Annotated in this window: 19 protein-coding genes; 12 read left to right on the plus strand and 7 right to left on the minus strand. The window is 55.1% G+C overall.

The window, feature by feature from the left end; genetic code table 11:
* Positions 1 to 107: 107 nt before the first annotated feature.
* From ACOOFE_RS20075 to ACOOFE_RS20085, 3 genes are all read right to left on the minus strand, one after another.
* Positions 108 to 887, minus strand: a complete 780-nt coding sequence (locus ACOOFE_RS20075) for a TIGR02186 family protein (protein ID WP_420411708.1) — start codon at positions 885 to 887, stop codon at positions 108 to 110.
* Positions 884 to 1,813, minus strand: coding sequence for a sulfite exporter TauE/SafE family protein (locus tag ACOOFE_RS20080; protein WP_420411709.1), 930 nt, complete (start codon positions 1,811 to 1,813; stop codon positions 884 to 886). Before ACOOFE_RS20080 ends, ACOOFE_RS20075 begins: the two co-directional genes overlap by 4 nt.
* Positions 1,814 to 2,070: 257 nt before the next feature.
* Entirely contained in the window at positions 2,071 to 6,132 is a 4,062-nt protein-coding gene (locus ACOOFE_RS20085) for a peptidoglycan-binding protein (protein WP_420411710.1), read from the minus strand.
* 424 nt (positions 6,133 to 6,556) lie between these two features.
* Here ACOOFE_RS20085 and ACOOFE_RS20090 point away from each other — a divergent pair, with 424 nt between their 5' ends.
* From ACOOFE_RS20090 to ACOOFE_RS20125, 8 genes are all read left to right on the plus strand, one after another.
* On the plus strand, positions 6,557 to 7,021 hold the full coding sequence (locus ACOOFE_RS20090; RefSeq protein ID WP_420411711.1) for a MerR family transcriptional regulator: 465 nt from the start codon (positions 6,557 to 6,559) through the stop codon (positions 7,019 to 7,021).
* A 340-nt stretch (positions 7,022 to 7,361) separates the two neighbouring features.
* Positions 7,362 to 9,158, plus strand: coding sequence for an acyl-CoA dehydrogenase C-terminal domain-containing protein (locus ACOOFE_RS20095; RefSeq protein WP_420411712.1), 1,797 nt, complete (start codon positions 7,362 to 7,364; stop codon positions 9,156 to 9,158).
* Between the two features lie 105 nt (positions 9,159 to 9,263).
* A complete protein-coding gene (locus ACOOFE_RS20100; RefSeq protein ID WP_141187931.1) occupies positions 9,264 to 9,902 on the plus strand; it encodes a glutathione S-transferase family protein in 639 nt (212 codons plus the stop codon).
* Positions 9,903 to 9,929: 27 nt separating this feature from the next.
* Positions 9,930 to 11,138 (plus strand): acetyl-CoA C-acetyltransferase, encoded by a 1,209-nt coding sequence (locus ACOOFE_RS20105; RefSeq protein ID WP_420411713.1) that lies wholly within the window; start codon positions 9,930 to 9,932, stop codon positions 11,136 to 11,138.
* A gap of 21 nt (positions 11,139 to 11,159) precedes the next feature.
* Positions 11,160 to 13,370: a 3-hydroxyacyl-CoA dehydrogenase NAD-binding domain-containing protein gene (locus ACOOFE_RS20110; protein ID WP_420411714.1), complete on the plus strand. Its 2,211-nt coding sequence runs from the start codon at positions 11,160 to 11,162 to the stop codon at positions 13,368 to 13,370.
* Between the two features lie 162 nt (positions 13,371 to 13,532).
* Entirely contained in the window at positions 13,533 to 14,648 is a 1,116-nt protein-coding gene (locus tag ACOOFE_RS20115; RefSeq protein WP_420411715.1) for an AraC family transcriptional regulator ligand-binding domain-containing protein, read from the plus strand.
* 605 nt (positions 14,649 to 15,253) lie between these two features.
* Positions 15,254 to 15,529: a DUF6460 domain-containing protein gene (locus ACOOFE_RS20120; RefSeq protein ID WP_141187934.1), complete on the plus strand. Its 276-nt coding sequence runs from the start codon at positions 15,254 to 15,256 to the stop codon at positions 15,527 to 15,529.
* Positions 15,530 to 15,848: 319 nt separating this feature from the next.
* Positions 15,849 to 16,670: a hypothetical protein gene (locus ACOOFE_RS20125; RefSeq protein ID WP_420411716.1), complete on the plus strand. Its 822-nt coding sequence runs from the start codon at positions 15,849 to 15,851 to the stop codon at positions 16,668 to 16,670.
* On the opposite strand, the gene ACOOFE_RS20130 is transcribed toward ACOOFE_RS20125, so the two are convergent.
* Entirely contained in the window at positions 16,667 to 17,614 is a 948-nt protein-coding gene (locus ACOOFE_RS20130; RefSeq protein ID WP_420411717.1) for a histone deacetylase, read from the minus strand. The genes ACOOFE_RS20125 and ACOOFE_RS20130 overlap by 4 nt on opposite strands.
* Positions 17,615 to 17,732: 118 nt before the next feature.
* Between ACOOFE_RS20130 and ACOOFE_RS20135 the strand changes: the two genes are divergently transcribed.
* Positions 17,733 to 19,082 carry an MATE family efflux transporter gene (locus ACOOFE_RS20135; protein ID WP_420411718.1) on the plus strand — a complete coding sequence of 450 codons (1,350 nt, stop codon included), beginning with the start codon at positions 17,733 to 17,735 and terminating at the stop codon, positions 19,080 to 19,082.
* 2 nt (positions 19,083 to 19,084) lie between these two features.
* On the opposite strand, the gene ACOOFE_RS20140 is transcribed toward ACOOFE_RS20135, so the two are convergent.
* Entirely contained in the window at positions 19,085 to 20,179 is a 1,095-nt protein-coding gene (locus ACOOFE_RS20140) for a quinone-dependent dihydroorotate dehydrogenase (RefSeq protein WP_420411719.1), read from the minus strand.
* Positions 20,176 to 20,520, minus strand: a complete 345-nt coding sequence (locus ACOOFE_RS20145; protein ID WP_420411720.1) for a DUF952 domain-containing protein — start codon at positions 20,518 to 20,520, stop codon at positions 20,176 to 20,178. Before ACOOFE_RS20145 ends, ACOOFE_RS20140 begins: the two co-directional genes overlap by 4 nt.
* Positions 20,521 to 20,738: 218 nt before the next feature.
* On the opposite strand from ACOOFE_RS20145, the gene ACOOFE_RS20150 reads away from it, so the two are divergent.
* Positions 20,739 to 21,377 (plus strand): S24 family peptidase, encoded by a 639-nt coding sequence (locus ACOOFE_RS20150; protein WP_420411721.1) that lies wholly within the window; start codon positions 20,739 to 20,741, stop codon positions 21,375 to 21,377.
* 18 nt (positions 21,378 to 21,395) lie between these two features.
* On the plus strand, positions 21,396 to 22,304 hold the full coding sequence (locus ACOOFE_RS20155) for a thermonuclease family protein (protein ID WP_420411722.1): 909 nt from the start codon (positions 21,396 to 21,398) through the stop codon (positions 22,302 to 22,304).
* An 86-nt stretch (positions 22,305 to 22,390) separates the two neighbouring features.
* Here the strand turns inward: ACOOFE_RS20155 and ACOOFE_RS20160 are convergent, their stop codons facing one another.
* On the minus strand, positions 22,391 to 24,049 hold the full coding sequence (locus tag ACOOFE_RS20160) for a lysine--tRNA ligase (protein WP_420411723.1): 1,659 nt from the start codon (positions 24,047 to 24,049) through the stop codon (positions 22,391 to 22,393).
* A gap of 258 nt (positions 24,050 to 24,307) precedes the next feature.
* Between ACOOFE_RS20160 and ACOOFE_RS20165 the strand changes: the two genes are divergently transcribed.
* Positions 24,308 to 24,679, plus strand: coding sequence for a tellurite resistance TerB family protein (locus ACOOFE_RS20165; protein WP_141188918.1), 372 nt, complete (start codon positions 24,308 to 24,310; stop codon positions 24,677 to 24,679).
* Positions 24,680 to 24,684: the final 5 nt, after the last annotated feature.

The raw sequence follows: 24,684 nt of genomic DNA on the forward strand, positions 1-24,684 counted from the left end.
TCAGGCGCACACGACGATCCAGGGACAGTCTTCTAAATCATCAATAGATACCTTGAGGCCGTCAGGTGCCCGAGACTTTAAGACAAAACCACCGCTTTAGGCCGTGATCAGTCTTTCCGGAAAATCACGCCCGCCAGCCAACCGGTGAAGATGGCAAGGGCCACGGCCAGCAAACCATAGATCAGCGAGTATTCACGGGCGAGTTCAAAGGTCACTTGCTCAAAGCCGATTTTGCCAACGCGCAGCACTTCTTCGGTTTGTGACACCAGCACGCCATCTTGAAACAGAAAACTTTGGACGCTGTAGTTGCCGACCGGAATATTGGCAGGCAGGGGGATGTTTGTCCGGAACATCGTATCTGTCAGGAACTCAATTGATGTTTCTTGCTCGGAAAAAAGCCCCATCTCCTGGCGCAAGCGCACAAAGGCCTTCCGGAAGTCATCCCTGTCGGCCAGCGGCACATTGGACTCCCCCGAAACGGCGAGATTTATATGATTGAGACCGATCCCAAGGTCATCGAGAATGTTTCTTTCAGCCATTGCCCCAATGTCCACAGTGCTGGCAACGGCATAAAAAGAAGGAACGTTTTGGAATGTTTCCGATTCCCGGTTTACCCAGACCCCTAAGAAACGACCTTTCCGGCGGGTGGTGATATCTTGCGGCGGCCCTTCGACGACAATTGCAAGTTCATATCCTTCAGGGTCGTTGTCCAACCGTTGAATATGTTGAGCCTGCCCGAAAATCACGATCTCCGTACCGGTGAAATTCGACTGGATTGACACCACGTCCGAAGACAGCGATGTCACCAGATCCCGGCCGCTTCTCGCTGCCGCCGGATGGCTTATCCAGAACAACAAAAGCGCAAACAGGAGGCAAATGCGGATCACAGCCCTGCCCCCTTGCGGATCACGATGGAATAAAGGTCTTCAGGAACAAGCAGCAGATCGACTGCAAACCGCATTCCCACGCCAAGCACGAGCAGCGCAAGAAGCAAACGCAGCTGATCGCCGCGCAGATTCTGACCCATCCGGGCCCCAAATTGTGCCCCAATCACACCGCCGATCATCAAGGTCATCGCCAAGACGATATCGACGGTTTTGGTGCCCATAGAGTGGAAGATGGTCGCGGCCGCCATGGTGAACAGGATCTGGAATAGCGAGGTACCAATGACAATGCCGGTCGGGACGCGCAGCAAATAGATCAGCGCCGGAACCATCATAAACCCGCCGCCAATACCTAGAACCGTCCCCAGAAAACCGATGGCCGCACCGAGCCCCACCACCGGAATGACGCTGACATAGAGTTTCGATCTGCGGAACCTGACTTTTAGCGGCAAGCCATGGATCCAATTGTGCTGGCCAGGCTTACGGGCGCTGGGAGGCGCGCCGGATTTGCGTCGCCGGATCGCCCGGACGGATTCAAATAGCATCAAGCCGCCGATGGTGCCCAAAAAGGTTACATACGATAGCGAAATCACAACATCGAGCTGGCCGACCGCTTGAAGCATGTCAAAAAGAATTACGCCCACTAGGGACCCGAAAACACCTCCGGCGAGCAAGATACCTGCGAGTTTGAAGTCTATGGCCTTGCGCCGCCAGTAACTGACTACCCCTGATGCCGAAGACGCCACAACTTGGGTCGTCACTGTTGCAACAGAGACCGCAGGCGGAATTCCGGAGAAGATCAACAGCGGTGTCAACAAGAAACCACCACCGATGCCAAACAGACCGGACAGAAACCCCACAGCGCCACCCATAGCAAATATCACAAAGATATTGACCGGAATTTCAGCTATTGGAAGGTATAATTGCACAGGGCTACGCCGGAGAGTTGCAGAAGACTGCATAAATTTACATGTATAATGGTTAAAAACCCGTGGCAGCCAATCTGTCAACTAAGCAATGTTGATCGCGTGTATCTGGACTCATAAATGTCCCTTGGCAGATGATGCCAGATATCCCGTTTCTGACAGCAAAAGACCAGAAAATGCCGAACATCTTCTGGTCTTTCAAATTGTACCATCGGCCCTTTGGAAATCTTTCCCTAAGCCGGGACTTCCACTCGACTTCGTTAGATCGCCTGGCTCTTCAGCTCATCGATGAGGCGGCCATCAACTTCACCGGTTTCGGGAAGTCCTAAGCTGCGCTGGAAGGCCCGGATCGCGCTGCGGGTTCTCGGCCCCATCTGGCCGTCCGGCGTGCCGGTATCGAAGCCGAGATAGTTCAATTTATCCTGTGCCTCGCGGATCATGGCTGAATTGTCGACTGCCTTGATGGAGGCTTTGCTGGCTGGCAGCGACTGGCCGTCTGTCCAATCAGGCTGCAGTGTCACCTTGTTCGCGGCTGCGACCGGTGTCTTCAGCTTGAAGTTTTCAACGGCCAGACGGGCATTGGCCAAGGTTTCCTGATCCATCATGTTGGCGACATCGTCGCGCCGTTTGGCAGCTTCCGGATCACCCTGATCAGCTGCAATCGCGAACCATTTGTAGCTGGCGATGAGGTTCTTATCGACGCCGATACCACCGGCATACAGAATGCCCAGATTAAACAGGCTGTCCTTCACGCCGTAGTTGGCGGCAGCTTCAAACCACTTGGCGGCAGCTGCATAATCAGGCTGGTCGCCCCCGCCTTCCGCAAACAGGACGGCAAGATTGTGCATGGCTTTTGCGTTGCCGGCTTCTGCCGACTTCATGTACCAAGCCTTGGCTTTAGGCAGGTCTTTGGTAACACCCCGGCCCTTTTCATAAAGGCTGGCAAGCCGGTATTGTGCAGGAGCAAGTCCCTTGTCGGCGGCTTTTTGATACCAGACAGCGGCTTTTGCCAGATCCGCCTGCACTCCGTCACCTTCGGTATATTTTACCCCAATGAGGAATTCAGCAGCCGAATTTCCGCTGGCTGCCGCACTGCGCAAAGCCATTGAGCCGACTTCCTCAGGCGGCAAGCTGGCCAGTAATCCAGGGGCAGCTGGTGTCTCGGTTGACGTAGCCGGCTGAGAAGGGGCAAAGCCCCGTGTTGCTCCGGCAGGCGCAGCGCTAAAGCTGTTTTCAACTCCGCTTGGTGGCGCAAAGGCAAGACCGGTTTCAGGCTGTAGCGGCGCAGACGCTGCTGCCGGGACCGGCGCAGTTGTCGGGTCTGTCGCAGCCACCGCTGGCGGGTCGATGTTTGACGGCGTCGCCACAGGCGCATCTGCTGCAGGTTCAGCCGCAACAGAAGCCACTTGTGCAGGCGGACTTTCCCCCACTATGGGCGCACTCGAAACTTCTGGATTATCGGCCGGAGCGGTCGCGGCCGGTGCCGCGTTCATGTCCACGCCAGGCACAGCTGTGCCTTCCGTTGCATTTTCCTGCGGAACTGCAGCGATCTGCGGCGTAGTATCAGACGGCAAGAGGGCACCGCGTGTGACATAAAAGCCAGCCATCAGGAGGACAACCGCAGCCGCTGTATAGAGGATCGCACGGCGGCGGCCGCCTGAAGCTTGAGCCGGCTCCGGTGCGACACGGTCACCTGCCAGGACTGGCGAACGGTCATCGTCCGTTTCGGGGCCAGCTTGATCTGTTCCACCGGCTTCGAATTCGCGGTCCTGCTGCGCTTCGTCGTCAGCTGACGGCGACCGCTTCAAGACATTACGCAACCAGCCAACCCGTGCTTTGCCGCGCTCCTCGTCGGCTTCGTCAGTGGTTTCAGGCTTGTTCTTTTCCAACTGAGCAGCTTCAGCCGAGGCAGCTTGCGCGGCCCGGCGGGCAGCCGCGATGAAGTCTGCTTTGCGGTCACGAGCTGACATTTCAGGAGCTGCGGGCTCCTGCGCGCTGGTTTCTTCCGAACCTCTGATATCGGCCTTGTCTGGCTGCGCCTTTGCAAAGAGTGGCGGGCGCTCGGCAACTTTTATTGGCGAGAACATGTTGTTGCCGCTATCTGCAGCAGGTTCGGACTTGTCTGCTACGGGCCGCTCAACCCGTTCCAGCGTGTCCAAACGTTCGGTGATCGACCCCAGAACGGATTTTACACCATCAAACGTATTCCGGGTCCGCTCATCGCTTCCCTCAGCGGCGTCGAGCAATCGCTTAAGATCCGATTGCAGCGACGAAATGGCCGTATCGTATTGCGGGTTTTTGCTAGCAGGGGTGTTTGCGACAGCTTCTTCGGCAGCCTTTCGGGCAATTCCGGCAACATCAGAGCGCGTTTGCGCTAAACCACTTTCAATCCGCTCCAAAACGGATGCGAACTGATCAGAGTTCTGCGCAGTGCTGGATGTGTTTTCGATCTGCTCCGCAAGAGCGGCGACCTTGGAGCCAAGGATCTCCAGACCTCTATCGTCAGCTGCACCACCACCTTTAGAGACCAAGTTTGCTAGATCAGAAATCCTCTGCTCGAGCGCATCGGTCGAGGCTGGCTCGGCGACCCGCTCCCGCATTGCGGTAATTTCAGCGCGCAGCTTGTCGAGATCAGAGGTGGTTACTGAATCGGACGGCTGATCCAGGCGGTTGGTCAAATCGTTTAAGCGATCCTGAATTTGCGCCATAAACTTGGCATCTGGGCCGTTTCCGGAGCGCATGGCAGCCGCATCCAGTACTGGCACCGGACGGGCGGCACGTTTTTCAATGACATCGATCTTGCCGGAAATGGCCTCCAGCCGTTTTTCGAGAGCCTGAAATGCCCCGCTGTCGGACGACGGCAACGGCGGCGTCTGCTCCATCCGCTCCAAACGGTCGACGATGTCATCGAGCCGTTGATCGACCTGGATCAAGTGCTGCTGATCTGCAGGTGCAGCGCGATCATCGGCCATCATGCCAACGATGTCTTCCAAACGTCCTTGAAGACGATTGATGGTCTCCGGCTCCGGCATCCGTTCTTCCATAGCGGAAAGACGGCTGTCGAGACCACGCTGCTCCTTGGCCAGAGTTTCCAGATCATCCAGACGGCTGGAGACGAACTTCATCCGGTCATCAATGCTTTCGACCAGACCTTTAATATCGATTTTCTGGACGAAACCGCGTACTTCCCGAAGCTCTGTGCGCAGAGGTTCGATTTCCTCATGGTCTTTGCGCTGAAGCAGCTCCTCCATGCGCTCCGCGATCGAAACCACCCGATCTTCCAGAACCATCATGTGTTCGGAGCGCGGCAAAGCTGCAAAGGCGTCTTCGATCTCGTTGAGGCGCATTGTCACGCCGCGCAAAACCCGCGGATCGACCGAGGCGCGCGACAATTCATCAAGCCGCTGCAGGATGTGAGCATACCCGTGTTCCAGGGTCTGCAAAGTGCCTTCGACATTCGTCTGGCCAACCAAGGACTTCAGATCCGCAACTTCCTTGCGAATGTCCTTGGCGAGCTGATCGTTCCGCTTATCGTTACGCAAACGCTCGACCATGTCGGTCAAGCGGCGCAGTTCCGCATTCTGGCGGCTGACGGTTTCATTCGTTCCGTTGGCGAGGCCACCCAAAGCATCGCGCAAGGAACCAAGTTCCTCACGGACATGGGCCAAGGCTTTTTCCTGGGGTTTTCTTAACGCATCAATACGGCGCCCCAGATCCTTGTAGACGTGCATAGACGCGTCGCGGGCAGACGGCCCGGTCCGGCGCGGTTCACGACGGTAGGCATAGTCTTCTTCGTCTTGGTAACGGTGATCCTCATAACCATGATCATCGTAATAACCGACGTCATCACCCATATGATCATGATGATCGTCCAAGGAGTCGATTGCATATCGGCCCGCTCTATGACCGCGAGGCGCGCGGTCGTACTCGTCCTCATAGTCTTCATGCTCGGACAGACCTTGAACCTGCCGGTCAAGACGGTCGAGCGCGCCCATCACATCCTCAAGACCTGCCTCGCGAACTGGCTCTCGCTCGCGGCGTGGCGCATGGCGAGGCCGGCGCTTTTTCGGCGGACGGGCAGCAGGCCGATCTGACCTTTCTGACAACAGGCGGTCGAGTTCATCGGCGACAGCATCCAAATCTTCTTCTGAACCGATGTCGGCATCATGACCCCGGTCATACCCGCCGAGCGCTGTGGCGGTGCGTGTCAACCGTTCAATACGCGCGCGCGGAGCTTCGCGATGAGGCAAATCGTTCCGATCTAGACTGTCATACACTACTCGGCCGCGGCGTCCCGCCTCGTGTTTATTTCTAGCCGGCATATCCTGACCCTGGGCTTATGGTCTTCTGACCGCTGATGGGAGCTGGCAAATTTCGGTCTCCGACGAGGGCCGGAAAGCGGGCCAGCATTTCCAAAGACTTTGTCGACTTAGGGTAAACAGGGCGTTAATTGGCGTTGCCAAATGCGATTCTGGGCCTCTAGCGGGCGTCCGCCAGGTCAAAACTGCTTAGGTTTTGCCCGAATCGTCTGTTGCAAATCTCCGTTTGAGACTTAATAGCGCAACGTCACAGACTAGACCTTGACGCAAACGTAAGCTAAACAGTGAGCAAGAAATAGGAAACAACCCATGCCGGAATACCGGCACTGCAGTCCTCAGGAAGAGTTAAACCTGAGCCTGCCCAGGGACTTCTCAAGGTTTAACGATACTCCGCTTGCAGCGGTGCACAAGACGAGAACAAGGCAAGATGAGCGAAGCGCTTTCAATTCTGAACAACAATGATGAACTTGTCGACGTGGTTTCAGCATCTGATGACGGCAGCAAAAAGACCCAGTTTTCCATCGGCGATCTCGCCAAGGAGTTTGGCTGCACCTTACGGACACTGCGGTTTTATGAAGACAAAGGCCTGATCAATCCGAAGCGTGACGGCGTGAACCGGGTCTATAACCGGCGTGACCGTGCCCGCTTGAAACTGGTACTCATGGGCAAACAGGTCGGTTTTTCCCTGTCCGAAATCCGCGACATGCTTGATTTGTATGACCTTCGCGACGGTCAGGTGACTCAGTTACGTGTTGCTTTGTCGCGCTTCAATGAACAGATCGCTGTTCTTCAGAACCAGCGCCAGGATATCGAAACGGCCATTGAAGAACTGTCCCGAACCGTCGAAATCGTCTCCGGCATGCTGAAGCAGAAGGAAGCCGAAGAGGCCTGATCCTCCGGCAACCCAACATTTTTCATCAGATCAGCCCGGCGCCTCTCATACGGTTGCCGGGCTTTTTTGCACGTAAAACGATTGTTTCTAAATTTTTTTAGCGCAAAAAGCGCAAATCTCATCTATCTGAAAAAATGCAAAAAACGTAGCGTCATGCATCAGTTCTGAGGATTGACCTCCTCAAAATTCCGTCATTTGACCGCTTTCCGGTCCATTTTTGAACTATACTTCCCTTACGACACCACTTGCCGGACTGTGATTTGGTGCGTATATAGATCTCCAAGGTGACGTTTACGGAAACGTCATGCGCAATTCTGACGGCAAATCTGGGAGGATTTCCATGCCGAGTTATTCCGCACCGGTAGATGATACCCTTTTTCTGTTGAAAGACGTGTTTGGGTACGAACGCTATTCAAACTTGCCCGGATTTTCCGATGCACCGCTGGATCTTGTCGAAGCGATTCTGCGGGAAGGTGCAAAATTCACCGAGGAAGTCCTTCAGCCGCTGAACCTGTCGGGCGATCAGGAAGGCTGTACCCGTCACGACGATGGCACGGTTTCTGTTCCAAGGGGATTTCAAGAAGCCTATGACGCCTTTTGTGAAGGCGGCTGGGGCACCTTGTCTGCTGACCCTGAATATGGTGGCCAGGGCCTGCCGCACACTCTGGCAACGATCTTCAACGAGTACGCCTCTTCCGCCAACATGGCCTTTTCCATGTACCCCGGCCTGACGGCGGGTGCGATTGCAGCGCTGACGGTCCATGGCTCTGATGAGATCAAGCAGAAGTATCTGCCGAACATGATTGCTGGAAAATGGACCGGCACCATGAACCTGACCGAACCGCATTGCGGCACCGACCTGGGGTTGCTCAGAACAAGGGCTGTTCCGCAGGCAGATGGTTCCTACAAGATCTCTGGCACCAAGATTTTCATTTCGGCCGGCGAGCACGGCATGTCGGACAACATCATCCACTTGGTCCTTGCCCGGATCGAAGGGGCTCCGGACGGCGTTAAAGGCATCTCGCTGTTTGTCGTCCCGCGCAATGAGATTGCTGAGGACGGCACCTCAGGTGAGCGCAATGGTGTGTCCTGCGGCTCGATCGAACACAAGATGGGCATCCACGGTAACTCTACCTGCGTCATGAACTACGACAACGCGACCGGCTGGCTGGTTGGCGAGGAACACAAGGGCCTCAAGGCGATGTTCGTAATGATGAACGAAGCCCGCCTCGGTGTTGCCGTTCAAGGTCTTTCCCAGTCCGAAGTTGCTTACCAGAATGCGGTAACCTACGCCAAAGACCGCATCCAGGGCCGGTCGCTCACCGGGGCAAAGAGCCCGGACAAAGCGGCTGATCCGATCATCGTTCATCCGGATGTCCGGCGCACACTGATGTCTATCCGCGCCTTCAACGAAGCTGCGCGGGCGTTGATCCTCTGGACAGCGCTCCATGGCGATGTGTCTCACCGGTCTGAAGAAGAAAAAGACCGCCAGTACTCCGACGATATGATGGGCCTGCTGACGCCGGTATTGAAAGGTGTCTTGACCGATCTTGGATTTGCCAATGCCGTCAACGCACAGCAGATGTATGGCGGCCATGGATATATCGCAGAATGGGGCATGGAACAGTTTGTCCGCGATGCCCGGATTGCCATGATCTATGAAGGTGCCAATGGCGTTCAGGCACTCGATCTGGTTGGCCGCAAACTGCCGGCAAACGGCGGCCGCGCTGTGATGAGCTTCTTCAACGAAGTCAATACGTTCCTGAAAGAAAACAAAGACAACGAAGAGCTTTCTGCCTTCACGGGCCCGGTGAAAAAAGCCGTCGACGACCTGCAGGCAGCAACCATGTGGTTCATGAACAACGCCATGAAAAATCCGGACAATGCTGGAGCCGGTTCCACCGACTATATGCACCTGTTTGGCCTGACGGCCATGGGCTACATGTGGGCAAAAATCGCCAAAACCGCCCAGGAGAGCATTAAGTCCGGCGCAAATGGCAAGGAACAATGGCTTACCGACAAATTGTCGTTCGGCACGTTCTACATGGAGCGTATGATCCCAGAAACGGCAACGCTACTGGCGAAAATTTCGGCCGGTTCCGACACCATGATGTCGGTGAGCACCGACGCATTTTAAGCCTTAAGGTCCTGCATTCGCAGGACCTTCACTCCACCCGCGCAAATCAGTTCGGGGCGGTGTAGTGTCGCCCCAGCTTTTCTTGCCAGGGAGATTCTTAACGTTATGGCTGAATTCGTTCTTCACTGCATGGCCCAGTCCGGCCACTCCTATAAAGTCGCGCTGATGCTCGAACTGTGCGGTGCCGATTGGGATACCAGATGGGTCGACTTCTTCAATGGAGAGACACGGAGTGAAGAATTCCGGTCCACATTGAACGAAATGGGCGAAGTGCCTGTGCTGGAGGAAGGGGATAAGCTTCTGACCCAGTCCGCGGTCATCATGGATTATCTCTTCGAACGGTTCGGCAAATTCGGCTGGGACAACGAAGAAGAACGCCGGGAAATCCTGCGCTGGACGATTTTCGACAACCAAAAAGTCTCCGGCATGATCGGGCCGCTCCGGTTCCTGCGCACACTCATCAAGGTTGACGAAAACGACGTCACCAAATTCCTGGAAGGGCGGGCCAAGAGCGCGCTTGCCATTCTAGACAAGCATCTGGCGGACAATGATTTCGCCATCGGCACCAAGCTGACAATGGCCGACTTTTCCCTCTGCAGCTACCTGTACTACGAGGGCGAACTCGGTTTCAGCCTGGAGCAATATCAGAACGTCAATAACTGGCTAGCGCGGATCAAGTCCGTGTCCGGCTGGAAACATCCTTATGACCTCATGCCCGGCCATCCGATGCCGGATGCCGCATGAGGCCTGCCTGATCTCGAGGAGGATCTGATGCCTGAAGCTTATATTTATGATCACGTGCGGACACCGCGCGGCCGGGGCAAGAAGGACGGCTCTCTACACGAAGTGCCGGCCGTCCGCCTTGCCGCTACAGCTTTGGAAGCCATCCGGGACCGCAACGGTCTTGACACCAAAAAGATAGACGATGTGGTTCTTGGCTGTGTCGACCCGGTCGGTGAAGCTGGTGGCGACATTGCCCGCGCTGCAGTGTTCGCAGCCGATTATGACACGTCGGTTCCAGGCATGCAGATCAACCGCTTCTGCGCCTCTGGTCTTGATGCGGTCAATATGGCGTCGGCCCAGGTCATGTCCGGTCAGCACAAGCTGGTTGTTGCCGGCGGTGTTGAAAGCATGAGCCGTGTTGGCCTCGGCGCGTCAGGCGGTGCCTGGCCGATCGAACCACAGGTTGCCATCCCCTCCTACTTCATGCCGCAGGGCGTGTCCGCGGACCTGATCGCGACCAAATACGGCTTTACCCGTGACGACTGCGATGCTTATGCGGTGGAAAGCCAAAAGCGGGCGGGCAAGTCCTGGGACGACGGTAAGTTCGACAAGTCAGTGGTACCGGTGAAGGACATCAACGGCATCACAATCCTGGCCAAGGATGAACACCTGCGTCCGGAAACCGACATGCAGTCGCTGGCGTCTCTCAACCCGTCTTTTGAAATGATGGGCAATATGGGCGGTTTTGATGCCGTCGGCATTCAGGCCCATCCGGAAGTGGAAAACGTCAAACACGTTCACCACGCAGGCAACTCCTCGGGCATCGTCGATGGCTCAGCTGCCATACTGATCGGTTCCAGCACAGCTGGCCGCTCCATCGGCAAGAAGCCGCGCGCACGCATCAAAGCCTTTGCCAACATCGGCTCTGAGCCTGCCCTGATGCTGACCGGTCCGGTGGATGTCACCGAGAAGCTCTTGAAAAACGCCAAGATGGATCAGAAGGACATTGATCTGTTTGAGATCAACGAAGCCTTCGCCTCTGTCGTTCTGCGTTACCAGCAAGCCTTCGACCTCGACCCCGAGACGGTCAACGTCAACGGTGGTGCAATTGCCCTTGGCCACCCTCTGGGTGCAACCGGCGCGATGATCCTCGGCACAGTTCTCGATGAGTTGGAACGCCGTGATCTGAACACTGCGCTTGTCACCTTGTGCATTGGCGCCGGCATGGGCACGGCAACCATCATCGAACGCGTTTAAGGCTTTAGTGGAGGACTAAAAATGACTTACAAGAACTTCACGATCGAAACCGATGAAGATGGCATTGCCCTGGTCACCTGGGATATGCCAGGCAAATCGATGAACGTCATCGACCTCAGCGTCATGGATGAACTGGACGCGGTTGTTGATCAGGTTGTTGGCGATGAGGCCATCAATGGCGCTGTTATCACGTCCGGCAAAAACGCCTTTTCCGGCGGAGCGGACCTAACCATGTTGGAAGGCCTGCTGAAGGACTTCCACCTGCAGCGCGCGAAAGATCCCGAAGCTGCTGCCAAAGCACTGTTTGAAGGCTCCCGAAAACTGACGCTGGTCTACCGCAAACTGGAAACATGCGGCAAACCGTTTGTCGCGGCCGTCAACAGCACCTCTATGGGCGGCGGCACGGAACTGGCTCTGGCCTGTCATGCACGCGTTGCAGACGAAGACCTGAAAATGGGCCTGCCGGAAGTGAAAGTCGGCCTTTTCCCGGGCGCTGGCGGTACTCAGCGTGTCATGCGTATGGCTGACGGCCAGCAAGGCATGCAGTTCCTGCTTCAGGGCAAGACATTGCGCGCGCCGCAGGCCAAGCAACTTAAGCTGATTGACGACGTCAGCCCGTCCAAGAAACTGGTCGCAGCTGCCAAGAAAATGCTGAAAGCCGGTGTCGATCCGGTCAAACCTTGGGACAAGAAGGGTTTCAAGGCGCCGAACGGTAAGGTCTACTCCCCAGCGGGCTTCCAGTTCTGGCCGGCAGCCAATGCGATCTACCGCCGCGAGACGTTCGACAATTATCCGGGTGCCCGCTACTTGCTGCATGCAGTCGTGGAAGGCCTGCAGCTGCCGATGGATCTCGCTCTTCAGGTGGAAAGCCGCTATTTCGCGAAGGTTCTGCAGACCCCGGAAGCGGCCAACATGATCCGCTCCCTGTTCGTTTCGATGCAGGAGCTGAACAAGGGCGCCCGCCGTCCGGTCGACCAACGTCCGAACAATATCAAGAAAGTTGGCATTCTTGGCGCGGGCTTTATGGGCGCAGGCATTGCCTATGTCACTGCCCAGGCTGGCATCAACGTGGTTCTTATCGACCAGACACAGGAAGCTGCGGACAAGGGCAAAGCCCATTCCGATGGCATTTTGTCCAAGGCGGTCAAGCGCGGCCGGTCCACCGAAGAGCAAAAGGCCAAGGTCCTTTCCAAAATCGAAGCGACCACGGACTATGACGCTCTTGCCGATTGCGACCTGGTGATTGAAGCAGTCTTCGAAGACCGCGACATCAAAAAGGTGGTGACGGAAAAAGCCGAGGCAGTCATGAAGTCCCGGGCGATCTACGCCTCCAACACCTCAACGTTGCCGATCACATCTCTCGCCCAGGCGTCCAAACGTCCGAAAAACTTTATCGGCATCCACTTCTTCTCGCCGGTCGATAAGATGATGCTGGTAGAAGTGATCATGGGTAAAAAGACGTCCGACCGCGCACTCGCCATGGCGCTCGATTACATTAAGGCCATCAAAAAGACCCCGATCGTCGTCAACGACAGCCGCGGCTTCTACACGTCGCGTGTGGTCATGACCTACATCCGCGAAGGCCTGATGATGCTGGCAGACGGCATTCCGGCACCGATGATCGAAAATGCGGGCAAGATGGCCGGCATGCCGGTTGGACCGCTGTCGCTCGGTGACGAGGTTGCCCTCGATCTGGCCTGGAAAATCGTCTCGGCCACCCGGAAGGACCTTGGCGTCAAATACGTTGAAGGTCCGCTCGACAACATCCTGGAAGAGATGGTGGTCAAGCGGGAACGCTTTGGCCGCAAGAACGGCAAAGGCTTTTACGATTACAACGGCAAGGACAAGAGCCTCTGGCCGGGCATTCCAGACGTTGTAGGTCAGCCGAAGTCCGCAGACAGTTTCAACATCGAAGAACTCAAGCAGCGCTTGCTCGTCATGCAGGCTCTGGAATCTGCGCGGATCTTTGAGGAGAACTGCCTTACAGACGTTCGTGAAGCGGATGTCGGCTCCATTCTCGGCTTTGGTTTTGCCCCGTACACCGGCGGCACGCTCAGCTACATCGATATGATGGGAACGGCAGCCTTTGTGGATCTTTGCAAGAAGTTCACCCGCAAGTGGGGCCCACGTTTCAAGCCGAACAAACTGCTGCGTGAAATGGCGAAAAACGACGAGACTTTCTACGGCAAATTCCCGCCGAAAGTTGAAGTTGCGGTCAAAGACGCTGCTTAGGTAACGGCTCAGCCACACTGTTTGAACGCCGCCTTGAAATAAGGCGGCGTTTTTTTTGCGCATCAAATAAATTTTGGCGATTTACGACGCTTCTTGATCCTAAATGCGCTCTCATGCAAAGTATGCTGTAAGAAGATGCCGTAAGGTTCACTGGGAGGGGAAATGCCGCTGGAAGGAGAGTGGGCCCGCGCGGATGTTATTCGCGTATTAAAGGACATGTGCCCAAACGCTGGATTGGACTGGTCCCATATCGCCCAGGTCTATAATTTCGATCTGGAAGCACTCGATGACCCGCACGGCATCGTGTCAGTTACGGCGTGGCACGGCGTTTTTGAGTATGTAGCTGAAGCTCTGGACGACGATTCAGCTATGTTCGATCTATTCAATAAAATAGATATCGGTAGTTTTTCTGTTTTTGATTACCTGTTCACTTGTGCTCCCTCCTTGAGGGATGCCTGCCAAGCTTGGATAAAATTTATTCAGATTAGGACCAATGCCTACCACCTGACATACGAAGAAACGGAAACCGGCGCCTATATCGAGTGGCCGAGTTTGGAAGGACGCGGCGAGTGGCGGCAAAACATGTTTGCCCGTATCGGCTGGGCGACACGTCAGCTGGAACATTCCCTCGATATGGCTGTACCGCCTATCCTTATCGAATTGGCCACAAATCCTCCGGCAAAAACGTCAGCATTTCAAAAGAAGTATCAAGGGCGGATAAAGTTTCACGCTCCGGCAAACAGGATTTCGTTTCCCAAAGCATTGCTGAGCCGTCCTCTGCGGCGCAACGATCCACATTTGTACCAGATCATCCTAAAGTCCGCTCTTCAGGAACTGAATGAATTCGGTCAGATGGAATCCCCAATTTCCCGACTTGCCAATGAGATAGCGGCCAGCTTGTCAGAAGGTGGTGCAGCACTGCCAAAAATCGCGGCCAAAATGGGTATGTCACAAAGGGCTATTCAGCGGCTCCTGGAAAAGGAAGGCATCACCTACCGCAAACTCAGTGAAGAGATTCGCAAATCGGCGGCTGAACGGTACTTGCGCTCAACAACTCTGCCAATGAAGGAAATCGCATTCCTTCTTGGCTTCTCAGAACTCAGTACTTTTTCCAGAGCCGTAAAATTGTGGTTTGGTGCCCCACCTCGCAAAGTTCGTGAACGGTTGACGGAACCAGCAAAGAACTATTGCTCGATCGATGAACGCCCAGAAACATCAGAGGAATTACAACTGCCGCCAGAGCCGGAATTCAAGACAACACCTCGGCTTCAAAACTGATTTTGAGACCAAAGTTTTGCAATTAAACTAGTGGAAAATGCCATTCCTAGCCATTTGGAGTAACAAACGGCGGAAAACCGATCAGTGTTCTTGTTGAAAGACTAGAAGTGCACAAAAGAATAAAGCGCGGCAGCAGGTCGGGCTCCCGCGTGCCGCGCTAAACAATCCCTTACCCGGTACCCCATCTGGCGTGCCTGGCACTGGTGCGGACTGACGCCAACCGAAACACGGCCGGAGTGCATCGCCAATCCCCAACTACACCTTGCTGCATGCGTTGTTTGGCAGTCTAGTCTAGACAGCTCAACTGCGGTTATTGTCGTTCGCAACACGGCGTGGAAGCCAAGCGTATGCGGGTGTGGGTGAATTGCACACGCCTAAGTTACTCTTCCAATAACTAGCAATATGCCAGTTTCTCCAGCTTGTCTTTAGCCGGATATGATCGGAAGTTAGCGTTTTGCGACATCAGCTATCATTCAAGCGGATTTCCCCAACATTTATCCAACATATCGCAGTACCAGCAAACAGCCCAATTGATGCCGCGTTGCAATCTGATGGGAGGCTTCCTAAGTTCATGGAATATTTGGAGCCCCGTCTCGGAGTAGAAAATGACAGACAGCAGCTTGAACCGTTTTCTGGGAGGATCTCCCGGCCAGGTACTGCTGCGGCTCGTGTTTCTATCCTTTGTGGTCGGTATTATTTTGGCCGCGCTCAATATGAACCCAATCGACCTCGTTTATATGGCTTGGGACTTTGTTGAGCATCTTTGGAACTTGGGTTTTGATGCCCTTGGGCGCCTTGGCGGATACCTTGTCGCAGGCGCGATCATCGTTCTGCCGGTTTGGGTTGTTTTGCGATTGCTCTCCGTTGGGCGCGGGCGATAACCACCACCAAAGACACATCCTATGCGGGAAATTTAACCAAAAATTTACCAATTTTAATGGAGAGTAAACGTCCTCCCAACGGATGATGCTGTCTATGTCGGTCTTTTCTATTCTCAACAAAGCAAGCCAGCAGCAATTCAATTTGCGCCTGCACAACGGGGCTCAGCCTCAACCCAAGTCTCAGGCGAATGCCGAAGCGCTGGTTACAAATCTGACCGGCACCAGTGCACCGCTTACTGAAAAAGAAAACGAGACCGCCCAGTCTCTTCTGAAAGATTTTACCGAAGCCACGCGGATTAACGGCACGCTTGCCAAATCTGTGAAGGACAGCAAAGACGCAATGCGGAAGGAGAAACTGCAGCGCATTGAGCAACGAATAAAACAGCTGAAAGAGATGATGCGCTTCGCGACGCCCGAACAAGCCAAGCGCCTACTCAAGGAACTGAAACAGATTTCCAAGGAGTTCAGTTCCGCCGCCAAGGACTTGAACAAAGCGGCAGAAAGTCTGGGATCAACCGAGCCGAATTCAGCCGTCACGGCTGCGGCCGATGCATTCAGTTCCGTTATAGACAGCACTCTCGGCAATCAAGCAGCCCCTGCCGCCGTCCCTGCAACAGGCGTTGCCACCAGCGCTTCAGAAGCCTCTCCTCAAGCCTCTTCTTCAACCCAAAGGACAAACTCGGACGCCAATACGGCGAATTCGCCAGAAACACTCAATAAAAACAATATTAATCAGTCAAATGAGGACGAACTTTCCGGAACACAACAGAAAGAACACTACAAGGCTGCCATCTATGCCTACGCTGATCAGCAATACCTCGCTGATAAGACTCATCATGATCAGCGGGTTGAGGGAATGCGGGCAGAACATGAGGACCTACGCAAGATCGCTCAAGAACTTAAGATGCTTGCCAACTGGCTGGAAGCACTTGCTGACAAAGACGATGAAGACCAGCAGGACGACCTGAAGAAAATTAAGGATGCCTTGAAGGCGGGAAACGAAGAACTCAATGATCCGGCACTTCAAGAGACCTTGGGGGTCGGACTAACTGACTTGGCTGAGACCAGCACCGGGCAAGCCACATCCTCAATCAGCATTGACACTTCGGTATCTATAAAAGTGTCGAATATCGTCGTTTAATAGACGCCATCAGCTCCAGAAACCAGTTTTCCTCCCGCCTGGCCAGCAACGCTTAACGCCACTCTATGCAAAAAGACATGACGGTCTGCCAATTCATCAATATCGGTCGAATACCCTCCGCCCAAGACACCGGCCAGTGGAATTCCAACACTGCGCACTGTCTCGATGACATAGCGGTCTCTGTTACGGAGCCCATCTCTGGTGAGCGCCAGCCGACCTAGCCTGTCACCTTCGTAAGGATCCACTCCGGCGTTGTAAAACACGATGTCCCAGGGCTCTCGTTTCAACAAATCCGGCAAAACGTCCTGGAGTTTTTGGAGGTAGGCGATGTCTTCAAGACCGTCGGGCAAGGCAACATCTAAATGGGAGGGTACTTTCCTAACCGGATAGTTCTTTTCAGAATGCATCGACAACGTAAAAACATCCGGATCACCGCTGAAGATGTCCGCGGTTCCATCTCCCTGATGCACGTCCAAGTCAATCACTAATGCCTTGCGGATGGCGCCGTCCGCCTGCAAAACTTTGATCGCAACCGCCACATCATTGAAGACACAAAAGCCCGCTCCATGAGCTCTACGCGCATGGTGGCTGCCGCCAGCCGTGTTGCATGCAAGCCCATGTTCCAGCGCAAGATAACCGGTTAATACCGTTCCGCCTGTTGCACAACGAGCTCTAAGGGCGATATCTGCCCGCATCGGGAAGCCGATTTCCCGGGCGATTTTCTCAGGAACTTCAGCATTGAACACCTGATCGACGTAGTCAGGATCATGGGCAAGTGCGACCCATTCGAAGGGCGCCGGCCGAGGACGGAAAAAATCCCCCTCCCCCAACAAGCCTTCCAAACGGATCAACTCGGCAACAGCGCGGAACTTGTCCATTGGAAAGCGGTGATTTGCCGGCAGATCGGCGCAATAGGCGGGATGATGAACGAATGGAACGAACATTGGCCGCAATATAGTCTTTTGCGGCCTTCTGAAAAGATACATATCCCCAATGCGGATTTGACCCTTGACGCGGCGCCGCCCTACGGCGAAGACAGCATAATCTTCTGAAAGCCCTTTCATGCCATCGCCTAACATTCCCGAAAACGCTGCGGACACCCGCTTTACCGTCACGCACAAAGGTGTGCTTGCCATAGCCGTCCCAATGACGCTCGGCTATCTGTCGACGCCGCTGTTGGGTGTCATCGACATGGCGGTTATCGGGCGGTTGGGGGATGCCGCTCTGATTGGCGGAATTGCACTCGGCGGTATCATCTTCGATCTGGTGTTTACCACTTTCAATTTTCTGAGATCCGGGACGACCGGTCTGACGGCTCAGGCCCTTGGTGCCCGCGATGAAACCGAAATCCGGGCAACGCTTCTGCGCGCCTTTGTGATCGCAGCTTTGGGTGGGCTTTTGCTGATCGCGTTTCATTCTCCCATCCGGAACGCAGGCCTCTGGTTTCTTGGCGGCAGTACTGAGGTACAAGATGCCACAAAGCGCTACTTCGACATCCGCATCTACAGCGCCCCCTTCCTGCTCGCGAATTTCGCCATCCTCGGCTGGTTTATCGGCCTGGGCCGCGCCGGAATTGGGTTGCTCCTGCAGGTCTTTTTGAACGGGCTCAACATTGCCTTGAGCATCTGGTTCGTTATGGGGCTCGGCTGGAGCGTTGAAGGTGTCGCCCTAGCAACGCTCTTGAGTGAACTTGCAACGACCGGCCTTGGGATCATCGTCATCCTGACGCAGTCACAAAACGGCACTTGGCCAGCGGCCCGCGTCGTGTTCGACAAGCGCTTGCTGCTACGGATGATGGCGCTCAACCGCGACATCATGATCCGGTCTTTCGCTCTTCTCTACGCCTTCGCGTTTTTCATGGCCCGCTCTGCTGATCAAGGAGATGTCGTGCTGGCCAGCAACGCGGTACTCCAGAAATTCATCATGGTTTCCAGCTATTTTCTCGACGGGCTAGCAACGGCTGCAGAACAACTGGCAGGCCGGGCGGTTGGAGCGCGTTTGCGTCCCGCCTTCGACCGGGCGCTGAAGCTGACAGCGCTTTGGAGCTTTGCCATGGCCGCGATTCTGGCGATTGTGTTTGCGCTTCTTGGGCAGCACATGATCGACTTTCTGACGACCAACGCCGACGTCCGAGACTACGCCAAGTCCTATCTGATCTGGGTCGTTGTGATCCCACTCATCGGTGTGCTGGCTTATCAGATGGACGGTGTTTACATCGGTGCAACCTGGTCCGGTACTATGCGTAACATGATGCTGGTGTCGTTGGCGGCCTATATAGCGGCCTACTACGCCCTCTTCCCAGTTCTCGGAAATCATGGTTTATGGCTGGCGATTTCGCTGTTTTTGGGATTGCGAGGCCTGACATTGCTGGCGGCTTGCCCGAAGCGCGCCGCCAGAACTTTCAGTTCATAATATCAATCGTTTTCGGACGCCCAGGCATCAACATTGGCGTCCCGAGCTTCCCGCAAGGACCCAAGACCGGTTTCATTGAGCTTGGCAATCAGACCGGTCAGGATTTCGTCAATCAAAGCGGGGCCTTTGAAGACGAGGGAAGAATAGAGCTGCAGCAGGTCAGCACCCGCCGCAATCTTCGTCCACGCCGTCTCCGCGCTGTCGATGCCGCCAACGCCGATGATCGGCAAATCCGGGCCTGCGAGTTTGCGTGCCTTTGCCAGCATGATGGTTGATTTGCGGAACAGTGGCCGGCCGGACAGTCCGCCGGTCTCCTGATAAGGTCCCGTGCCACTCAAACCCTCCCGGGAAATGGTGGTGTTGGAAACAATCAAGCCGTCGACCTTCTTGTCCAGAACCTCATCGACAATATCTTGAAGGTCTTCATCGACCACATCGGGTGCAATCTTCAGCAAAACCGGCACTTGCCGGCCGGACTTGGCAGTGTTTTCGTCTCTCGCGGCCATAACGCCACTCAAAAGATCTGCGAGTGCCGAGCGCGCCTGCAAATCCCGCAATCCGGGAGTGTTGGGAGAGGAAATATTGACCGCGAAATACGACGCGAATTCTGAAAACGCATGTATTCCGGCGACATAGTCTGCAATCCGGTCATCGGCATCTTTGTTCGCGCCGACATTGATACCAAGAACCCCCGGTTTGCCAGCCCGGACAGTGAGCCGGGCGCGCAGTGCATCATGGCCCTCGTTGTTAAAACCATACCGGTTGATCACCCCCTGATCGCCCGGCAAACGGAACACCCGCGGTCTCGGATTGCCGGCTTGCGCCCGCGGGGTCACCGATCCGGCCTCGGCAAAGCCGAAGCCGAGTTTGAGCAACTCATCGGGCACTTCGCCGTTCTTATCGAACCCGGCTGCCATACCAAGCGGATTGGGAAACTTGAGATCCCATAGGTTCACAGCAAGCCGTGGATCTGAAGCGATTTTCCTGCCCGGAACCAGTCCACTCTTTAACCCCAGTACTGTCACGCGGTGAGCGGTTTCCGCGTCCAAAAGCTGAAGACCTTTTTGGGCCGCTTGTTCCAACCAAGTCACACTCATGCATCCAACTCCGGAAATTGATGGGCCCCATCGCCATCTACCGGCAACTCTTTAACCCACAAAGCCGACGTTGGATCGAGGTCTTCGTAAAGGTGGGGAAACAAGGCTCCGCCCCGGGAAGGTTCCCATTTTAGAGCCTCTCCGAAAGCCGCAGCATCAAAGGCTGCGATCAGAAGATCCGTTTGTCCGGCAAAATGCTTGGCGGCGGTCTCCCGGACTTGTTCAGCGCTGGAGAAATGAATGAAACCGTCGGCCAGATCTACAGGAGCTCCTTTAAAAACTCCCGCCGTTTCGGCGTCCTGCCACATTGTTTTTGGCACGATTTTAAAAATCACCGACATCCGCAGCACTTGCTCCATGTACTTTGAGGACTTGCTCGATCGGGTTTCCATCGAACTCGTTCGTAAACGCGCGCAACCTACTCAGCCCCGAAGGGTCAGACAAGCGGGCTTTAGCGCTCTTTGCCGCGGTATTTGCATTTTGACGAAAAAAACATCACCTTCCATACTCCAGAAAAAGGGATTTATTCCTGTTTGATGCATTGTGGGAGATGGCCTGAATGCTGTCGCATGAAAAAGTTTGGGCGGCGATTGACGCTTTGGCGTCTCACAATGGCTTGTCGCCATCAGGCTTAGCGCGGCGAGCTGGCCTCGACCCAACCACATTCAACCGCTCCAAACGAGTTGCAGGAGATGGACGCCCGCGCTGGCCGTCCACAGAGTCCCTTGCAAAAATCCTGGAAGCAACGGGCGAAGGATTGAAAAGCTTCGCGGCACGTGTTGAAACACCGGACAGAGTAACATCGCCGGCACTTCCCAAGGTACCCTTCGCTGGACTTTCGGATGTTACCGAGCAGGCTGCTTTCGATCCCACCGGCCAACCGCAGGGGACGCTATGGGAGACAGTGACGTTTCCGGCAGCGGATAACCAAAGCGTTTTTGCATTGCAAGTCTCCGGCGACAACCTGTTGCCGCTTTATAGGCAAGGCGATGTTATTATCGTTGCGCCATCTTCTGCGGTCAGCCGCGGCGACCGGATTATCATAAAACCTTCTAAAGACTGCCTTGCTGTCTACACTCTCCTTCAACGAACTCCGGAGAGATTGAACGTTCAGACAATCGGGGACAAGCCTGAGAAGATTGCATTTGAACACTCGGCAATTGAATGGACTGCCCGTATCATTTGGGCGAGCCAATAACAGGGTTGAGACCCGGATATGAAGATCCGCCCGCTATTGATCCCCCTTGCCGTTGTCGGCGCTTTTGGAGGCACGGTCGCCTGGCTGGTCTTTACCGATCCGCCACCTCCACCAGACACATCAGGCCGGGTTGACGCGCCACAAGCGGCTGAAAGCAAAGTGGAAGCTCGTTCCTCTGAGCAATCAGAACCCGCGACCGCTCAAGCGGGCACGGCAACGTCAGCAGTCCCGCCACCAGATGAAATCCGGGACGTATCTCCGGACGGCGTTTCTGCGCCAGAAGTCACCGGAAACCTGACACGGATTGAACCTTCTGAGCGCTTCCTGGAACTCATGAATCCGCCGGTCGAACCGGTTCCAGAGGGGCCGTTGAACCTGGTCCATGTCGAAGTTTTGGACGGTGGCCATCTGAAATCCGGACCTTTGACGGTGAAGCTCGCACATATCGACCCGTTGCCTCTGGACGCGACGTGCAAGACCGAGATGGGGGCATCGTGGCCGTGTGGCACACGGGCAAGGACCTTTTTACGCGGGCTGGTCCGGCGGTTTAAAGTGACCTGCTCCAAGGAAGAAGACTTGTCCCCTCAGAAAATCACGGCTGAATGCCTGCGGGGGAAAATAGACCTAGGGAAACAACTCATCCGTTTTGGCTGGGCAAAACCGCTAGACACTGCGCCAGAGGGACTGAAAGAACTGGCCGAAGAAGCAAAGGCGGAAGAAATCGGACAATGGCAGACCGATTGGTATTCCGACCTTCCCGAGAGCAACTGGGCCGATCAAACCGGTCAGGAACCGCTCACGGCCGAAGATCTTGCTCCTGATGTCATCGACTGGAGCCTTCGCACGTTCCAAGGCGATGCAACGACCCTTTTGGATGACCCCGTTCCTGAAGAAGACCTGCTGACTGACGAATTGCCTGAGCAATAGTTACTGGCGCATCATAAAAAGAATGGCGGCCGATCAGAGATCAGCCGTCACTATTTACCACTTCTCATCTCAAAAAGAGTTGGCCGTTAAGCGGACAGCTCTCCGGCCAGAGCCTTGGCAATCATCTCGCGGGTTTCAGAAATACCGTAAAGTGCAACGAACGACCCAAACCGCGGTCCCTTTTCCTGGCCCAACAACAGTTGGTACAGCGCAGAGAACCAGGCCACTGACACACCTGGGCCGCCGTCCGGACCTTTCTTTTTCGGATCCTGGTAACGCTCAATCGCACGGGCGACATCCAGAACCGCATCTTGGATCGCCGCACCATCGGCATCTGCTGGAAGATCGGCAAGCTTGGCGTCAAGCTGCTCGAGCGCCTGCCGCTCGACATCATCCGGTGTTTTGAAGGACTTGTTCGGTTTGACGAAGTCGTCGAAATAACGAATCGCGTAGCCTACAAGCGCATCCAGTTCCGGATGGGTGTCTGCAGTCACACCAGGTGCATAGCGGGAGATAAAGGCCCAAAGCACATCCTTGCTGTGCGCGTTGGAGGCCGACACCAGATTGAGCAGCATGGCAAACGGCACCGGCAATTCAATCTCGGGAATGTTGCCCGAATGGATGTGCCAAGCCGGGTTTTGCAGTTTCTGCTCCACCGGCATCTGCGCGTATTTCTGGGCAAACGTGTAATACTCGTCGACGGCCTTTGGGATCACGTCGAAGAACAGCCGTTTTGCCGTGCGCGGCTTCTGGAACATGTAAAGCGACAGGCTCTCGGTCGGCGCGTAGGTCAGCCACTCATCAATCGACAGGCCGTTGCCTTTCGACTTGGAGATCTTCTCACCCTTGTCGTCCAGGAACAGTTCGTAGACATAATGCTCCGGCGCTGTGCCGCCGAGAACCTTACAGATCTTGTCATAGACGGCCATGTTTGGACCGTGGTCCTTGCCGAACATTTCAAAGTCGACATCGAGCGCTGCCCAGCGCGCACCAAAGTCCGGCTTCCACTGCAGCTTCACATTGCCGCCTGTGACCGGCAGCGTTATGTCCTGACCATCTTCATCGGTGAAGCTGATCGTGCCGTCCTTGGCATTTACCTCTTTCATAGGCACATAAAGCACCCGGCCGGAGGTCGGTGAAATTGGCAGGAACGGTGAATAGGTCGCGCGGCGCTCTTCCCCAAGCGTTGGTAGCATTACGTCCATCAGCTTTTGATAGCGTTCTGCCGCCCGCAGCAGGATCTCATCAAACTTGCCGGATTTGTAATACTCGGTCGCACTGGCGAATTCGTAATCAAAGCCAAACGTATCCAGGAACCGGCGCAGCATGGCGTTGTTGTGGTGGCCAAAGCTCTCATAATCGCCGCCGAACGGGTTCGGCACGACGGTGAGCGGCATTTGCAGGTAAGGCTCCAACGCCGCTTTGTCCGGCACATTTTCCGGAATCTTGCGCATCCCGTCCATGTCATCGGAAAAACAGATTAACCGGGTCGGGATCTTGTCTTCTGTCAAAACGCGGAATGCAGTGCGCACCATCGTTGTGCGGGCCACCTCTCCGAAGGTTCCGATGTGCGGCAAACCGGACGGACCATAACCCGTTTCAAACAGGACCGGTTTCTGCGGATCCCTTTTTTCGATCCGTTTGACCAGTTTTCGCGCTTCTTCGAATGGCCAGGCCTTGGATTTGGCGGCCGCCTCGACAAAGTCTTGCGAAAGGTCAAGCGGAGACAGGGATTGGTCGGTCATGTTCTTCAGATCGTTTCAGTTGTTTTTGAAAGAAAAGCGGGAGAAACCGGCAAACTTTAGGCCTTTGTCCCGCATATTGCGGCGCGACACTAGAAAAGAGCAAGCCCGCCGTCAATCAATTGTCGGCCGCAACATGCTTGAAGCGGCGTCTTTGAGCCGCTACATCGGGGCAGCAAACAATGCCCGGTAGCGGCGAAGGAGATTTTTGAAGTGTCAGGACAAGACCCGATCAGCATCGAGGAAGCCCTCATCTACATCATGGTGATTGTATCGGCCTCCGATAACTCCATGACCGACAACGAGCTGGCAACGATCGGCGACATGATCAAAACCCTGCCGGTGTTTAAGGACTACAATCCGAACAACGTCATTCCAGCAGCGCAGCGCTGTGGCGACATCCTGCAGGAAGACAACGGCCTGTTCCTGGTGCTGGAACTTGTTGGCGACATCCTGCCGCCGAAACTCTACGACACGGCCTATGCGCTGGCTGTTGAAGTCGCAGCAGCTGATTTGCACGTTGAAAAAGAGGAACTGCGCCTACTCCAGCTCCTGCGCGACCGGTTCGGCCTCGACAAATTGACCGTTGCGGCAATAGAACGTGGCGCTATCGCCCGCCACCGAACAGCCTAAGGGGG

Source organism: Roseibium sp. (assembly GCF_965216085.1).
Lineage (GTDB): Bacteria > Pseudomonadota > Alphaproteobacteria > Rhizobiales > Stappiaceae > Roseibium.

Coding starts and splice junctions, on each gene's coding strand:
- ACOOFE_RS20085 (WP_420411710.1), bottom strand. CDS start 6,132: ATGCCGGCTAGAAATAAACACGAGGCGGGACGCCGCGGCCGAGTAGTG.
- ACOOFE_RS20090 (WP_420411711.1), top strand. CDS start 6,557: ATGAGCGAAGCGCTTTCAATTCTGAACAACAATGATGAACTTGTCGAC.
- ACOOFE_RS20095 (WP_420411712.1), top strand. CDS start 7,362: ATGCCGAGTTATTCCGCACCGGTAGATGATACCCTTTTTCTGTTGAAA.
- ACOOFE_RS20100 (WP_141187931.1), top strand. CDS start 9,264: ATGGCTGAATTCGTTCTTCACTGCATGGCCCAGTCCGGCCACTCCTAT.
- ACOOFE_RS20105 (WP_420411713.1), top strand. CDS start 9,930: ATGCCTGAAGCTTATATTTATGATCACGTGCGGACACCGCGCGGCCGG.
- ACOOFE_RS20110 (WP_420411714.1), top strand. CDS start 11,160: ATGACTTACAAGAACTTCACGATCGAAACCGATGAAGATGGCATTGCC.
- ACOOFE_RS20115 (WP_420411715.1), top strand. CDS start 13,533: ATGCCGCTGGAAGGAGAGTGGGCCCGCGCGGATGTTATTCGCGTATTA.
- ACOOFE_RS20120 (WP_141187934.1), top strand. CDS start 15,254: ATGACAGACAGCAGCTTGAACCGTTTTCTGGGAGGATCTCCCGGCCAG.
- ACOOFE_RS20130 (WP_420411717.1), bottom strand. CDS start 17,614: ATGTTCGTTCCATTCGTTCATCATCCCGCCTATTGCGCCGATCTGCCG.
- ACOOFE_RS20135 (WP_420411718.1), top strand. CDS start 17,733: ATGCCATCGCCTAACATTCCCGAAAACGCTGCGGACACCCGCTTTACC.
- ACOOFE_RS20140 (WP_420411719.1), bottom strand. CDS start 20,179: ATGAGTGTGACTTGGTTGGAACAAGCGGCCCAAAAAGGTCTTCAGCTT.
- ACOOFE_RS20145 (WP_420411720.1), bottom strand. CDS start 20,520: ATGTCGGTGATTTTTAAAATCGTGCCAAAAACAATGTGGCAGGACGCC.
- ACOOFE_RS20150 (WP_420411721.1), top strand. CDS start 20,739: ATGCTGTCGCATGAAAAAGTTTGGGCGGCGATTGACGCTTTGGCGTCT.
- ACOOFE_RS20155 (WP_420411722.1), top strand. CDS start 21,396: ATGAAGATCCGCCCGCTATTGATCCCCCTTGCCGTTGTCGGCGCTTTT.
- ACOOFE_RS20160 (WP_420411723.1), bottom strand. CDS start 24,049: ATGACCGACCAATCCCTGTCTCCGCTTGACCTTTCGCAAGACTTTGTC.
- ACOOFE_RS20165 (WP_141188918.1), top strand. CDS start 24,308: ATGGTGATTGTATCGGCCTCCGATAACTCCATGACCGACAACGAGCTG.